Origin of the sequence: Treponema sp. OMZ 305, assembly GCF_024181325.1 — a bacterium.
Classification (GTDB): Bacteria; Spirochaetota; Spirochaetia; order Treponematales; family Treponemataceae; genus Treponema.
On the sequence record NZ_CP051300.1, the window covers coordinates 1,762,751 to 1,777,658 of the forward strand.

The 14,908-nt window shown below is 45.8% G+C and carries 12 protein-coding genes and 1 other RNA gene; 3 read left to right on the forward strand and 10 right to left on the reverse strand.

Annotation, left to right across the window (positions count from 1 at the left end; genetic code table 11):
• Nucleotides 1-24 precede the first annotated feature (24 nt).
• Together ABK01_RS07740 and ABK01_RS07745 are read left to right on the forward strand one after the other, a co-directional pair.
• On the forward strand, nt 25-633 hold the full coding sequence (locus tag ABK01_RS07740; RefSeq protein WP_253675225.1) for a LemA family protein: 609 nt from the start codon (nt 25-27) through the stop codon (nt 631-633).
• Between the two features lie 27 nt (nt 634-660).
• Nucleotides 661-1,353, forward strand: coding sequence for a TPM domain-containing protein (locus tag ABK01_RS07745; RefSeq protein WP_253675226.1), 693 nt, complete (start codon nt 661-663; stop codon nt 1,351-1,353).
• Nucleotides 1,354-1,739: 386 nt separating this feature from the next.
• Here the strand turns inward: ABK01_RS07745 and hydA are convergent, their stop codons facing one another.
• From hydA to ABK01_RS07760, 3 genes are all read right to left on the reverse strand, one after another.
• Nucleotides 1,740-3,143: a dihydropyrimidinase gene (gene hydA / locus ABK01_RS07750; RefSeq protein WP_253675227.1), complete on the reverse strand. Its 1,404-nt coding sequence runs from the start codon at nt 3,141-3,143 to the stop codon at nt 1,740-1,742.
• 94 nt (nt 3,144-3,237) lie between these two features.
• Nucleotides 3,238-4,530, reverse strand: a complete 1,293-nt coding sequence (locus ABK01_RS07755) for an L-cysteine desulfidase family protein (RefSeq protein ID WP_253675228.1) — start codon at nt 4,528-4,530, stop codon at nt 3,238-3,240.
• 3 nt (nt 4,531-4,533) lie between these two features.
• Nucleotides 4,534-5,721, reverse strand: a complete 1,188-nt coding sequence (locus tag ABK01_RS07760; RefSeq protein ID WP_212564695.1) for a dicarboxylate/amino acid:cation symporter — start codon at nt 5,719-5,721, stop codon at nt 4,534-4,536.
• Nucleotides 5,722-6,241: 520 nt separating this feature from the next.
• Here ABK01_RS07760 and ABK01_RS07765 point away from each other — a divergent pair.
• Entirely contained in the window at nt 6,242-7,894 is a 1,653-nt protein-coding gene (locus ABK01_RS07765) for a nucleoside kinase (protein ID WP_253675229.1), read from the forward strand.
• A 104-nt stretch (nt 7,895-7,998) separates the two neighbouring features.
• Here ABK01_RS07765 and rodA read toward each other — a convergent pair whose 3' ends face one another.
• The 7 genes from rodA to rnpB form a co-directional block, all read right to left on the reverse strand.
• On the reverse strand, nt 7,999-9,300 hold the full coding sequence (rodA, locus tag ABK01_RS07770; RefSeq protein ID WP_212564694.1) for a rod shape-determining protein RodA: 1,302 nt from the start codon (nt 9,298-9,300) through the stop codon (nt 7,999-8,001).
• Complete coding sequence (gene mrdA / locus ABK01_RS07775; RefSeq protein ID WP_253675230.1) at nt 9,297-11,150, reverse strand: penicillin-binding protein 2; 1,854 nt, start codon at nt 11,148-11,150, stop codon at nt 9,297-9,299. The genes rodA and mrdA overlap by 4 nt, the downstream gene beginning before the upstream one ends.
• A gap of 5 nt (nt 11,151-11,155) precedes the next feature.
• On the reverse strand, nt 11,156-11,656 hold the full coding sequence (mreD, locus tag ABK01_RS07780) for a rod shape-determining protein MreD (protein WP_253675231.1): 501 nt from the start codon (nt 11,654-11,656) through the stop codon (nt 11,156-11,158).
• Complete coding sequence (gene mreC, locus ABK01_RS07785) at nt 11,653-12,516, reverse strand: rod shape-determining protein MreC (protein ID WP_253675232.1); 864 nt, start codon at nt 12,514-12,516, stop codon at nt 11,653-11,655. The genes mreD and mreC overlap by 4 nt, the downstream gene beginning before the upstream one ends.
• Nucleotides 12,517-12,520: 4 nt before the next feature.
• Nucleotides 12,521-13,555 (reverse strand): rod shape-determining protein, encoded by a 1,035-nt coding sequence (locus ABK01_RS07790; RefSeq protein WP_016524105.1) that lies wholly within the window; start codon nt 13,553-13,555, stop codon nt 12,521-12,523.
• 21 nt (nt 13,556-13,576) lie between these two features.
• A complete protein-coding gene (locus ABK01_RS07795; protein ID WP_253675233.1) occupies nt 13,577-14,509 on the reverse strand; it encodes a tetratricopeptide repeat protein in 933 nt (310 codons plus the stop codon).
• Nucleotides 14,510-14,554: 45 nt separating this feature from the next.
• An RNA gene (rnpB, locus tag ABK01_RS07800) (RNase P RNA component class A) lies at nt 14,555-14,902 on the reverse strand.
• Nucleotides 14,903-14,908: the final 6 nt, after the last annotated feature.

Genomic DNA, 14,908 nt, shown 5'->3' on the forward strand with positions numbered 1-14,908 from the left:
AAATTTTGATAGGAGCATTCAGCTATGAGCAAAGGACTCAAAACAGGTCTTATCGTTCTCGGCATTATCGTGCTGATTATTTTTTCGCTATACGGCTGTGTAACCCGTTCGTATAATTCGATGGTAGCGGCGGATGAAAACGTTAAAGCGGCATGGAGTCAGGTCGAAAACGTGTACCAGCGCCGTTTTGATTTAATTCCCAATCTTGTTAACACCGTAAAAGGCTATGCAAGCCATGAGGAAAAAGTCTTTACCGAAATAGCGGAAATGCGTTCCAAAGCGGGCGGCGTTATCAATGTTTCGGACGAAGTACTCAACAATCCCGAATCGTTTGAAAAGTTCCAAAAAGCACAGAGCGAGTTAGGCGGTGCACTACAGCGACTGCTTGCCGTTGCGGAAAATTACCCCGAATTAAAAGCAAATGAAAACTTCCGCGACTTACAAAGCCAGCTTGAAGGAACCGAAAACCGTATTGCCGTAGAACGGAAGCGTTTTAATGAGGCGGTACAGACATATAATTTACAGATTAGGCGTTTTCCGCAAGCCTTTCTCGCTAATATGTTCGGCTTTAGAGAAAAGGCGTATTTTAAGGCTGATGAACAAGCTGCAACTGCGCCTAAAGTTGAATTTTAACTGATTATCGATTAAGGAAGGGATGCAATGAAAAAGAATAGGCTGTTAAAACTGATGGATATTTCTCCTACTCAAATGAGAGAAATTGCGGATACGGTTGCGGAGGCTGAGAAAAAGACAACCGGAGAAATTGCCCTTGCGGTTGTGTACCAAAGCGATTCCTATGCCTTTGTAGAGCTATTCGTTGCATTTTGCGCATCCTTTCTCTCTTTTCTCATCTTGTTTTTATGCGCTGCCCCCATCTGGAACCTGTTGGAACGCACTGTTTGGTTCCCTTCTCCTGCCCAGTTGACAGCAGTTATCGGCAGCAGTGCAGCTACCGTTGTGCTTATCGTTTATTTATTGGTAAATATTCCCGCAATCGACCGGCTGATTATCCCGAATGCCTTAAAAAACCGCCGCGTCTATGCCCGTGCACTCCAACACTTTGTGGAAAGCGGCATATATAAAACTACCGGACATTCAGGCGTTCTCATCTTTGCTTCCGTACTGGAACGGAAGTTTTTTGTCATCGCCGATTCGGGAATTGCCGCAAAAGTAGCTCAAACCGAATGGGACGGTATTTGCAAAATTATGACTACCGGATTAAAAGAACACCAAGCCGCTCAAGCCTTTGTCTCTGCTGTAAAAGAATGCGGCAGGATTCTGCAAGAACACTTCCCCAACAAAGCGGAAAATCTCAATGAGCTGCCTGATGGGCTGGTTATTTTGGAAGATTAAACCCCTTTTTTTACAAATATACGGACATCTGCGTTGTCGCTTCACAAAAAACAGTCCTCGACGTACAACAAGTACGCCTGCGGGTGTTTTTTGTGCGCTCCTAGCATCTGCAGAACGGACAAGGATGTCCGTGGTTTCACGCAACAGCGATGTTTTTGCTTGCAAAAACTCGCGTCCAGAAGTGTACACGGATGTACACTTCTGGACAGTCTATTTCAAAAGCGCTGGAGAGGCACATCTGCGTTGTCGCATCATGAAAAGTGTACATCCGTGTACACTTTTCATGGCGAGTTTTTGCTGCGCAAAAACATAACCAGCGGCATCCGTGCCGCTGCTGAAACTAGATATCGGCTTTAGACGGACATGGATGGAGAGAGCTGTCGCATTTAAAACGGCGGTTTTCTAAAGATGAATTGTCCCCTGCCCTTCTCACCTAAAAATTCGTTATGCTTTGCGATTAATTCTCCGCGGCTGAATACGGAGTCGATTGCACACTGCACCTTCATTCCTTCATACGTGCAGTAATCGCAGGCGCTTTTCAGGTTCTTCTTTGTCAGCACTTCTTCGGCATTGGGATTGATCACCGTGATGTCGGCATCGGCGCCGGGCAACAGGCATCCTTTTTGAGGATACATACCGAAGATGCGGGCAGGATTTGCCGCCATCACCTGTACGAAACGCTCCAACGAAATCCGCTTTTTTTGTACACCTTCGGAGAAAATAATCCGCACCCGCTCTTCAATCCCTGGAGCGCCGCCCGGTCCCTTGGTAAAATCGCCCTTGGTGTCCATCTTTTCTTTTAACAGGAAGGGACAATGGTCGGTTGCGACTACTTGGATATCGCCGTTTGCAAGCCCAATCCAGAGCGCTTCTATATCCTGCTTTCTGCGCAAGGGCGGCGCCATAATATATTTCAGCCCTTCGATATTTTCAGGATCATCGGGGCTGCCGTTCTCGTTTCCGTATTTTTCTTCCGAAAGCGTCAGATACTGCGTACAGGTTTCAACGAATAGCCGATTAACGTGCTGCCGCCCCTCTATGACGCTGATAAGCGCCTCTCCCGTAGAAAGATGCACAATGTACAGCGGGGCATCTTCCACCATTTCCGAAAAATGGATAAGGCGAGAAACAGCCTCGGCTTCCGTTTCGTTAGGGCGGCTGCGCGCATGGTAGATAGGCAGCATTTTATTTTCTTTTACGAATTTCGAGCGGAGATAGTTAATAAGCGAATCGTTTTCCGAGTGTACGGTTAAAATTCCGCCCGCTTCCTTCACGGTTTGCAGCAAGCGGTAAAAACCCGTGTCATCAATTTTAAATCCGTAAGTCGTATAGGCCTTAAAGCTCGTAATACCTTCGTTTTTAATGATGCCGAATAATTCCTGCAAGATAGCGTCATCGACATGCTGAATAACGCCGTGAAAGCTGTAGTCGATAACCGCTTTTTTTGCAAGCTCATGGTACCGGTCAATGGAATAATGCAGGTTGCATCCGGCGGGGCCGAAAGCGATATGGTCGATAACGGAGGTCGTACCGCCGCAAGCTGCTGCAACGGTACCGGTGTAAAAGTCATCGACGGCGCGATATTGCGGGGATTGCTGTAACTCAAGATGTGTGTGCGCATCGATTAACCCCGGCATAACATAACAGCCGGGAACTTCATACACGGCATCAAAATCGACGGGATTAAAATGCCCGATTCCGGTTATCTTGCTGTCGGTTATCGCAATATCCGCCTTAAACGTATCGTTTTCGGTTACGAGTGTACCGCCCGTTATCAATGTCTTTTTCATACAGTAAACCTCCATTTACAAATCGACTGTAAAAATACCGGGAACTTCACGAAAGCCGCTTTCGGAACGCCCCGGCGTATAATCGGCGTAAGCGCTAATCTTCCACCATGATTTTTAATATAACCTTATCGGTTTCCCGCATACCGTCGGCAGCAACGGCGCCTACACCGGCGATGGTCTTTTCTATATCGCCTTTTACGATACCTTCTCCGGGTTCAAACACTCGGTTCTGCATTGCAAGATAATGCGCATTCAATGCCGCATCGACCGATGAGGCAATCTTCGAAGCGCACGAGGGCTTGGCGCCGTCACAAACGATCCCCGACACAACTGCAAGAGTATTGGTGATCGTCTCGCATACCTGTTCATAGCTTCCGCCTGAAAGATACGTAACGGCAGCTCCGCTTCCGCACGCAGCGCTGACAGCCCCGCAATAGGCGGAAAGCCGTCCGATCCGCGTCTTTTGATGAATCGCAATCAAGTTACTGACCAGCAACCCGCGTAGCAGCTTATCATGCGGAAGCTTTTTTTCTTCGGCAAACACGATGACCGGTAGCGATGCCGTCAATCCCTGATTACCGCTGCCCGAATTGGTAACGACCGGCAATGTACAGCCGCTCATGCGGGCATCGGAACCCGCGGCAGCGGCGGCTTGCGCACGGATTTTTACGGTAACAGCCCGTTCCGCTTCAGCAGCCTTTAGGAGATTCGCGCCTGCGTTAATTCCGTAGCGGTGCTCCAATCCTTCCTGCGCGATGCGGGTATTATAATCGATCTGGCGTTCCAGTATCGGGCGGACGCGGTCAAGCTCTATCGTATCGGCAAACTCAAGGATCTTTTTTACCGACAATCCCGACCGGTCGGTCAGTGCGGCATTTGCACTAGCCGGATCAAATGGAACGGATAATACGTCTTTTCCATTTTTGGTTGTACGCACGATATTCGTATGCTGATGGATAATCTCAACCGATGCGCTGTCGGCGCCGGCAAAAACTTCTACAATAAAATGCAGAGAAGCGACCGTATCCAACAAGGACACCTTGCAAGGAACTTTTTCCAAAAATTCCTTGGTACGGGCGATATCGGCTTCGGTTATGTCGGCAAGGACCTCAAGCCCCTTATCGGGATTACCGCCGATAATACCGATTGCCGCCGCCGCCGGAATACCTTTCATGTTGCCCGAATTGGGGACGGTAACGCTCTTTACATTTTTAATAATGTTACCGCTGCTTTTAATGCACACGCGGTCGGGAATTTTCCCGAGCAAAGTACGGGCATGAGCGCCCGCATATGCTATGGCAATCGGTTCGGTACAGCCGAGCGCGGGAACCAGCTCTTCTTGAAGGATTGCAATGAATTGATTACAGTCAATGTCCGTGAGTTCCATACCTTACGCCTGTTTTAATGTTCCATCGGGTTTATAGAATACACCGCGCAGAATAAGTGCGAGCGCGCCGTCTCCGGTTACGTTGCATGCCGTTCCGAAGCTGTCCTGCAAGGCAAAGATGGCGATCAACAAGCCGGTACCGATTTCGTCAAAGCCGAGTACGCTGATAACGATACCGAGCGAAGCCATAACCGTTCCGCCGGGTACGCCGGGCGCTCCGACAGCAAATACGCCGAACAGAAATGAGAACAAAATCATTGTTCCGACTGAGGGAACCGAGCCGTACAGCATCTGAGATATCGTCATTGCAAAGAATGTTTCGGTAAGAACGGAACCGCACAAATGGGTTGTCGCTCCCAGCGGAATCGCAAAGTCAACGATATCGGCAGGTAAAACACTGGATTTATGTGCACAGCGTAGCGCAACCGGCAAGGTCGCAGCGCTTGACATCGTACCGACAGCGGTGGCATACGCAGGGCCGTAATGCTTTACCACTTCAAGCGGATTCTGCTTGGAAACCGCACCGCCGATGAGATACAGCAGCGTCATCCAGATAAAATGACCGATCAGTACGATAATAATAACCTTTAAGAATACGGGAAGCTGGCGGGTTAAGCTGCCGCTGTACGCAAGTTCGGCAAAGGTTGTCGCAATGAAGAACGGCAGCACCGGTACGATAACGCGGTTGACGATTTCGAGCACCATTGCCTGAATCTCTTTTAAGAGCTTTTCAACCGTAGCGGCCTTTGTCCAAATAACCGAAATACCGGCTAAGATAGCCAATACCAACGCAGTCATAACCGGCATAATCGGCTGAATATTCAGCGAGAATGCCGTCGCCGGTATGTCAACCAATTCGGCAGCCTGTGACGGGATATGCAGGAACGGGATCAGAATATATCCGGCTACAGCCGAGAACAGGGATGCACCGACTGCGGATAAATACGATATCAGCAAAAAGACGCCGAGCATTTTCCCCGCATTTGCTTTTAAGTCGCAAATTGCCGGAGAAATAAAACCGAAGATAACGAGCGGAACGGCAAAAAAGATCAGCGAACCGAGTAACCTTTTAATTGTCGCGATGATCCCCATCACCGGAGCGGGTACAACTAACCCGAGTACCACACCGGCAAGAATCCCCAATGCAAGTTGCGGTAACAGTCCCAATTTTCTACCGCTTTGTTTTTCCATAATAGAAGCCTCCATAAAAATTTTTTAGGTAGTGATTGTCCGTCAATTAACATGAAGCGGATCAATTCACAACAAAGGATATTAAACCTGTTCGGAAACTTCCGTTTCTGAACAGGTTACCTTGAAATGCGATGTTCTCGCATCGTGCCATTTGTGCGATTGAGAACTCGTCGACCTATTCGAAAACGAAAGTTTCAGAATAGGTCTATTATATACCCGCTTTTTTCCATTTGTCAAATTATAAATGAGGTAACAGTGCCCTGTATTAAGCGAAGAAGAAATACAAGCAAAAATGGAACAGGAAGCACGACGGCAGCGGATAAGCTATCTTTTACTCTTACAGTTAGAGGTTATTGATTCGTAATGAGGTGCTGTGATAAACTGCTAGGGTATGTACTGGAGGCTACCTAGGGAAGTGCTGATTAAAGCGAGGGCGCATTGAATTAGCACTTTCTCAGATTTATTTGTCTGATGCATTTTCTCCTAAAAATAAACTGTGCAAAATATAGCGGAGGCATTTATGAAAGGTTTTGAGATTACATTTCCGGACGGCTCAAAAAAACAGTTTGTTGAACCGATTTCCGCGCGTGCTGCATTGGCATATTGTAAAGAGCCGGAATCGGTTGCATTCGGGATGAAAGTAAATAACGAATTAGTTCCGTTAAACAAGATGATCGATGTGCGCGCTACTATAAAGCCTGTCTTAAAAGGAACTTACGAAGGATCGAATATTTACCGGCGCACGCTGTGTTTTCTGTTAGCCGCTGCCGCACGGAAAGTATACCCCGATTTACGACTGTTGGTTGGGCACAGTTTCGGCTACTCGTACTATTATACCTTTGAAGGCGCCCATGCTTCCGATATCGATCTCAAAATAATCGAAGATAAAATGCATGAGATGGTTGATGCGGATTTACCGATACAAACGCAATCCGTCGCATACTCCGAAGCGCTGGAACTTTTTGCAAATACCAATCAGCCCGATGCGTACCGGCTGCTTTCCTATAACAGTAAGCCGAAAATCACGATCAACATACTCGATGATTATTACGACTTATACTTCCAGCCGTTGATGGATCGTGTCGGCTATTTAAAAGTATTCGAATTGATGAAGTATGAAGACGGCTTTTTGCTGCGCTTCCCTGCAACTGCCGATACCGACACACTGCCTAAATTTAAAGATATTCCGCAGCTTTTTACCGTATACAAAGAATATAAAATGTGGGGTAAGATGATCGGCGTATCTTCGGTCGGGCAATTAAATGAAATTATCGAAAGCCGTAAAACCAAAGACTTCATTGAAATTACGGAAACGTTGCAGAATAATAAGCTGGCGCATATTGCCGAGCAAATTAGAAACAGAGGAAACGTCAAAGTGATTCTGATTGCAGGGCCGTCCAGTTCAGGAAAAACGACCTCCGCAAAAAAACTTTCAATGCAGCTGCGCGTCGTAGGCTATGAACCTTATGTTATCAGCCTCGACGATTATTATGTCGGCAGGGATAAGACGCCGCGTGATAAGGACGGAAAGTTTGATTTCGAATGCCTTGAATCTTTGGATGTTCCGCTTTTAAATGAGCTGTTGCTCAAACTATTTGCGGGTGAAGAAGTTGAGCTGCCGTCTTATAATTTCAAAACAGGTGAGCGGTTTTATACCGGAAAAAAACTTCGCCTCAACAGCCGCTCTATTCTCATCTTGGAAGGAATACACGGATTAAACGACAACCTAACCCCGCAGATAGACGCTTCGCTTAAATTTAAGATATATCTTTCGGCATTAACACAGCTAACCTTAGATGATCATAACCGGATACCGACTTCCGATAACCGGCTCTTGCGGCGTATTGTGCGCGACGCTCAATTTAGAGGCAGCTCCGCATCGATTACCATCGGTATGTGGTCTGATGTGCGGGCGGGAGAGGCAAAGCATATCTTCCCGTATCAAAATACCGCCGACGTTATATTTAACACAGCGCTCGATTATGAGCTTTCGGTACTGAAAATTTATGCGGAACCGCTGCTCCGTGCAGTAAAACCCACCGATCCGGCATACAGCGAAGCATCTCGACTGCTCATCTTCCTGAATAACTTCCTTTCGGTCTCTCCGTCCTTCGTGCACGGGCAGTCCATTTTACGGGAGTTTATCGGCGACAGTGACTTTTCGTACCGATAAGTGGGCATTCCCGACAGAAGTTCTGTAAAGAAACGGTTTATCATATCCGCTGCTAATGCGGATTGCGTAACAGTTTTTGGACTGCCCCTTTTCACTAGCTTTTTTTACAGCTGTCTCAGGCTGATTCCTATCACAAGTCCTATAGCAATCATTGCGGTCCACAAGGAAGAGCCGCCATACGACAGAAATAAAAGCGGAATACCGGTAATCGGCATAAATCCCATAACCATCCCGATATTTACAACAAAATGAAAAAAGAGCATCGCAACGACACCGGAGACAATGAGTTTGCCGAATAAATCACTTGTCTTTTGAATGATAAAAAACATCCGTAAAAAAATAATTGCATAAAGTCCAAATACCAAAAGCCCGCCGAGAAATCCCCACTCTTCGGATAAAATACTGAAAATAAAATCGGTACTTTGTTCCGGCAAAAAGCGGTAATGGCTTTGCGTTCCTTTTAGAAAACCTAAGCCCGTTTTTCCGCCTGAGCCGATTGCCGTCATCGATTGGAGAATATGCCAACCCGCACCGAGCGGATCGCTATTAGGATCCAAAAAGATAATGAGCCGTTTCATCTGGTAGTCTTTTAATACTCTGCTCCCAACCAATGCACCGGATAAAGAGATGGCGACAATACCGAGCACATAGCCAATCCAGTAATAATACCGTTTCTTTAAAAGGATGTATCCGATTGCAGCAATAACCCCCGCCCCGACAACGGAAAAAATAATCAACAGCATAATATTTTTATTGCCCAATACTTTAACCGCAAGGGAAGATTTGTGTAAAATAGTCCGCTCCCAAAGAGGCAGAAGCGTGAAAACAAGCGTACAGATCGTTGTTCCCAATAAGCCGAACACATATCGAAGCGGAAAACCGGCTATAAAACACATAATTAAAAAGATGGGAAGATAAACGGAAGCTGTTCCAAGATCGGGCTGCAATAAAATCAAACCCATCGGTACGAACATAATAACCGCAGCCTTTATAAATCGGCGAAGTTCGCTCTCATTCTGAGATCTTGATAGATACCATGCAAGAAATACAATATAAATAATTTTTGTAAATTCAGAAACTTGTATGCCGAAATCTCCGATTCCGATCCAGCTCCGTGCACCTTTAACGGTTTTTCCGAACAGTCTTGTGTACACCAATAAGAGCATCGTAATAATATAAATCAATAAGGCACGATCGGCGATTTTAGTATAATCGTATATCGCTACCGCAAACAGTAAAACCAAGCCCGACACTACCCAAATAAGCTGTTTAACATATTCATGCGAAACCGATATGCCATCGGAATTAACCCCGGAAGAATAGATAAAGAGAATACCGACAACCGATAAGCCGATTACAGCTAAAAACAGTATATAATCAAAATTAGTAACTTGTCTCAAATTCATTCTTGCCTTACCCTTACCGCCGGTAAAAAGCGCCTACCGCCGAGAGCCTCAACCGCTTCTTCATACGTTTGATCTGCAAAGATACCTTGAAAGATAATATTCGTGGCATAAGGCGCCCACCACTCCCATTTGTTTTGCGCTTCAACCAATACTACTACTATCACCGCGTTTTCTGCCGAAGCATTGTAAGGTCCGTAAGCCGCCATCCATGAATGCCAGTGATCCGCAAGACCGACTTCTGCAGTACCTGTTTTTCCTGCAAGCTGCACGATTTTATTATGCATAGGATATTGAGCTGTCCCATCCGTAATGGTATACCGCATATCCGCCCGTACCTGTGCGAATACATCCGGAGAAATATCACTTTGCTTTAATATCTCCGGCTTTTTTTCAAAAATGAGTTCGTTGGTACCGGGGGTTCGAACCTCTTTTAACAAATGCGGCTTATAGATTATACCGCCGTTAACAACCATTGCAACCATATTTGCAACCTGTAACGGAGAAGCAAGCATAAATCCTTGTCCGATGGCCATATTCATCGTATCCCCGCCAAGCCATTTTTCATGGAATTGCCGTTCCTTCCATACCGGATTGGGTACTTGACCGATCGCTTGACTCGGCAAATCAATTTCAGCAGACTTACCATACCCAAAATCGCGGACATACTCGACCATCTTATCGATACCGAGATTATCGCGGCATACCGTCCAATAATAAATGTCGCACGACTGTGCGAGTGCATTTCGCAAATCCAAATAACCATGCCCGTAACGCTGGTGGCAACGGAACAAGTGATTACCGTATTCTACTTTACCGGTACACTGTATTTTTTTTTCAGGAGGAAACGCCTTTTCAGAAAGAATAGCGGTAGACATAGCAATTTTAAAGGTCGAAGCGGGCGGATAACTTGCATTAACGGCTCTGTTCAAGAGCGGATTACGAGGATCATGCAACAGCTGCGCATACATCTCATTGCCATTATCATTCAAAAAAAGGTTGGAATCAAAAGAAGGATACGACACCAGCGCAAGAATTTCTCCTGTTGTAGGCTTCAGCACAACAGCAGCCCCAATACGTTGACCGAGGGCATCTTCCGCAAGCTTTTGAATTTTCCGATCGATGGTTAAGATAAGATTGTTTCCCATTTTAGGGGGAGTAAATGCAGTATTGTTTTCAATTAAACGTCCTCTTGCATCAACCGTACGATATTCGCTGCCATCCTCTCCACGTAACCACTCATCATAGTATTTTTCGATACCGGCCTTACCGATTGAAGTATTCGCGGTATAACCCTTATTATAGAAAGTCTTGAGTTCTTCTTTTGTTATATCACCGACATAGCCGAGAATATGGGAAAATGATCCCGTTTCAACATAATTACGCACCGGCTTTGAATGCCACGAAACGCCCGGAAGTTCGTCGATATTTTCTGCAAGTGAGGTAATGACTTCATAAGGAAGATTAGACCGTATCTCGATACTTTGAAAGGAACTACGCTTTGCCGGTAATTTCTTTTCAATATCTGCAACGGGAATTTGCAGAATATTTGCAAGGCGGGCGATAACCGTCGCAAATGCCTTTTTCGGAATTTCGCCCGGCGTTACCGACACGGCAAAGGTATTGGTGTTAAGCACCATAGGGATATTTGCATTACGGTCAAAGATTTCCCCGCGTTGCGCCGGTATACGCTCTGAACGCTGGGATATTGTTTGAGACTGTTTTCTAAATTGATCGCCTTGAACAATCTGCATCGAAAATAATCGAAAAAGATATATCACTAAAATACAGAAAACAAAGACACTAAAAAATTTCAGCCGTCTATCAACTTGTTGAAAATCCTGCTCATACATGGAACTCAGAGCTCCTTTATTTCAAACGCATTCGGAAATAAACCGAACAACATAAATAACAGCGGTGCACAGAGAGCGTTTTCTGCAACTTCAATCCAAAAGGAGACTGCAAATAGGTTATAAATCTGAATACTTTGTCCAAACAGTACATGCAATATCAATATGATTCCGGCTTTTAAAAATGTCGCCGAAAGACCGAGTACGAGCGGAAAAAAGAAGCGCCGCACATTATATTTTCCGTACACCATACCATAAAGAAATCCGAGTACGGTAAACGTAAATGAATGGAGTCCCATCGGCGCCATGGAAAGAAAATCAAAAATGAGTCCGGAAAAAAAACCTGCCGTAATACCGACGACTGTCCCGTTATACAGCGCAATATACACCACAAGAATTAAAATTAAATCCGGTAGCGCCGACAATAATTGAATATGGGACAGAATAGCTGTTTCAAACACACCGAGTAAAAAGGCTGCTGCAATCGTCCACAGAATAACTTTCCTCACTGTGCTGCCTCCCCATCAGAACCCGACAAGTTTAACACGAATACATAATCGAGCCGGGAGAAGTCGATAATCGGCTGTACCGCGAGCTCAAGGTAGGTTTCATAATCATGCACCTTAATACCGGTTATAATGCCGATGGGACTATCTTTAGGGAATAGGTTATTTTCCCCTGATGTAAGAATTCTATCGCCGATAGCAATCTCATCTTTTGCCCGTTTTTGTACATACTTCATAATAAGCGGAAGATCGGCAGTACCCTGTCCGTTAATCAAACCCCGGTGCTTTGTTGTTTGAACGGAGGCGGCAACATAACATTGATAATCATATATTGGGATAATCATACTGCTGTCGCGGCCGGTTTGTACGATTTTTCCTACCAAACCGACATTGCTGCCTTGAAATGCCAATACCGGCATATTCTTACGCACACCATGCTTTGTTCCGCGGTTAATGATAATACCGGAATAGAGGTTGTCGGGATCAAAGCCGGTAACCTGCGCCGGAATATTTTTATATGTAATCGTGTCCGCAAAACCGAGCAGCTCCTTTAACTCTCTGTTTTCACGGCGGATGTCGGCATTTGATCGCTGCAAAAGCTCATAATCTTTGAGTTTTTCGCTCAACGCCACATACTTCGAACGCAGCTCCGCAAGCTCCCGCACAGCCGACACCGCATCCGTCACAAATGATGATATCGAATGTACGGCATTTTCCGTCCCTGCAGCCACCGAAAAACCGACCGATTTAAAATCGACAATAAACCGACCGCCGGAGAATGTCAGCAACACCGAAGATATGATAAGCAGCAAGATCAATAAAAAAACATCAAGCTTTATTTTAAATGAAAATTTTTTTTTCATTGCATTAGCGGTTTAGACTCTCATACAAACTGCGGTTACCCGACATATCCTTATATACGTCATAGTATAAACCTGCACCGATCGCCACGCAGTTCATAGGGTTTTCGGCAAGGATGACCGGAACATGCGTTTCTTTGGAGATAAGCTTCGGTAACCCTTTCAACAGGGCGCCTCCGCCGGTCATAACGATCCCCCGCTCTACAATATCGGCTGCCAGTTCCGGCGGCGTCTGTGCGAGTGTTGTTTTTATCTCTTCTACAATTTGGGTTATCGGTTCCCTCAGCGCCTCGCGCACTTCTACGGAATCGATTTCGAGGCGGCGGGGAAGTCCGGTAATTGCATCAGTTCCCTTAATTTCTACTCGTTCCATATTTTTTTCGGGGAACGCATTACCGATTTCAATTTTAAGGCGCTCGGCAGTCTGCTCTCCGATGATAAGGTTATGCACGGAGCGGATATGCTTAATGATAGCCTGATCGAATTCATCGCCGCCGACACGGATGGCATTGGTAACAACCATACCGAGCAATGAAATAACCGATACCTCAGTCGTACCGCCGCCGATATCGCATACCATATTACCGGCAGGTTCCGTAATCGGAATTTGAGCGCCGATGGCTGCTGCAAGCGATTCTTCAAGCACCTCGACGCTGCCCGCACCTGCTTTTAAGGCGCTTTCGTGCACGGCGCTGCTTTCCACATCGGTGATGCAGCTCGGGATTCCGATAACCATACGAGGCTTAATAAGCCTGTGGCGCGGCAAAATCTTGGAAATGAAGTACCGGATCATTTTCTCCGTCGTATCTTTATCTGCAATAACACCGTCTTTCAGCGGTCGTATAGCGATAATATTGCCCGGCGTCCTCCACAACATCCGTTTAGCTTCGGCGCCGACCGCCACGACCGATTTTGTTCCGCGTTCTACAGCAACAACTGACGGTTCATTAACGACAATACCCTTTCCTTTTATATAGATAATAGTATTACAGGTTCCCAAATCAATGCCGATATCGGCAGAAAATCTTTTAAAAAAGCCCATATTCCGTACGTTCCTCCTAGCTTATTTTATATTCAATTTTGCACGTGTTTCCGCATGTATGGGATTAAGCCGTATCGCAGATCGCCACTCATACCGCGCCTTAATCATATCACCCTGCATCTCATGTATCAGTCCGATACCGTAATGAGCATCAGCAGAGTTGACATCTTTTTCAAGTACAAGCTTGAATTGCTCTAAAGCATCTTCCGGTTTATTTTCCTCTAAAAAGAGCAACCCGAGTTGATTTCTACACCGTACTTCCAACACGGCATTGCCGGTTTTTTTTATGGTTTCAAAAAGATAGAGCTTTGCATTTTGTAGATCACCCTTCTTTTTATAATTTTCTGCTACGGCATATAGTATGAAATCGGAAGGGTTTACCGCAAGCGCCTGTGTAAAGGCCTCTATCGCCTTATCGGTATCTCCTAATAAAGAAGCCGCCATACCGCGGAACTCCGACAAATCGCTTGCCTCGATACCGCCGGTATATGCTTCATCCAAATACTTCACTGCAAGATCGGCATAGTAATAGCCCTGTTGATAATATGCCTTCCCGAGTACATAAGCGATCTTAGGGATGTCTTTATCTTTAGTTAGATACAGTGCGCGGCGCAAATGCACGATAGCTGCGGTAAGATAATCTGCGCCGATGGATAAATCGGTCTGCTCGGCAAAAAGGTAATATGCGGCAAAACCGTGCAGTGCAAGCGCAGTTCCATCCATCGGGCGTTTCTCTAAAATTTGAGCGGTTTTTGCATACACTCCCGCATAATCTTTATTTTCCCACTGAGTATATACTGTACGCATCGACGGCACACGGAAATAACGCGCCCGATAAACAGTAAAAAAGAAGAGAACTCCGGCAACGATAAGTGCAATACACAAAAAAAGAACGGCATATCTTCCGATATGCGGTTTCGATGAATGCTGTGTCTTACCGTGGTGCCTTTTCATACGTTCCTAACTAATGTCCTTCATAACGGAATCTATCCGTATAAATAAAAATAGAGAGCCATAAGCCGGATTCTGTCTGCGAACAGGGTAACCATCTATCTTATTGCTGCATTACTACAGCAATTTCCGCAATCAACCCGTAAATAAAGGATCGGATATCCTTTACTATTCAATTTTGCTCCTGATGAGGCTTGCACTGCCACCCCGTTACCGGAAAGCGCGGTGGGCTCTTACCCCGCCTTTTCACCCTTACCGTTTTACCGGCGGTTTATTTTCTGTTGCGCTGTCTGTCGCCTGCATTTTACAATACAAGTGCCCGGTCGTTAACCGGCATCATTTCCGAAGGAGTCCGGACTTTCCTCCGTATATCACGGCGGTTACCAGCTCTCTATCCTATTA

What these genes read in the sequence shown, in the direction of transcription:
- ABK01_RS07795 (WP_253675233.1), bottom strand. Translation starts at nt 14,509, where the DNA reads ATGAAAAGGCACCACGGTAAGACACAGCATTCATCGAAACCGCATATC.
- ABK01_RS07755 (WP_253675228.1), bottom strand. Translation starts at nt 4,530, where the DNA reads ATGGAACTCACGGACATTGACTGTAATCAATTCATTGCAATCCTTCAA.
- ABK01_RS07790 (WP_016524105.1), bottom strand. Translation starts at nt 13,555, where the DNA reads ATGGGCTTTTTTAAAAGATTTTCTGCCGATATCGGCATTGATTTGGGA.
- ABK01_RS07740 (WP_253675225.1), top strand. Translation starts at nt 25, where the DNA reads ATGAGCAAAGGACTCAAAACAGGTCTTATCGTTCTCGGCATTATCGTG.
- ABK01_RS07745 (WP_253675226.1), top strand. Translation starts at nt 661, where the DNA reads ATGAAAAAGAATAGGCTGTTAAAACTGATGGATATTTCTCCTACTCAA.
- mreC (WP_253675232.1), bottom strand. Translation starts at nt 12,516, where the DNA reads ATGAAAAAAAAATTTTCATTTAAAATAAAGCTTGATGTTTTTTTATTG.
- hydA (WP_253675227.1), bottom strand. Translation starts at nt 3,143, where the DNA reads ATGAAAAAGACATTGATAACGGGCGGTACACTCGTAACCGAAAACGAT.
- ABK01_RS07760 (WP_212564695.1), bottom strand. Translation starts at nt 5,721, where the DNA reads ATGGAAAAACAAAGCGGTAGAAAATTGGGACTGTTACCGCAACTTGCA.
- ABK01_RS07765 (WP_253675229.1), top strand. Translation starts at nt 6,242, where the DNA reads ATGAAAGGTTTTGAGATTACATTTCCGGACGGCTCAAAAAAACAGTTT.
- rodA (WP_212564694.1), bottom strand. Translation starts at nt 9,300, where the DNA reads ATGAATTTGAGACAAGTTACTAATTTTGATTATATACTGTTTTTAGCT.
- mrdA (WP_253675230.1), bottom strand. Translation starts at nt 11,150, where the DNA reads ATGTATGAGCAGGATTTTCAACAAGTTGATAGACGGCTGAAATTTTTT.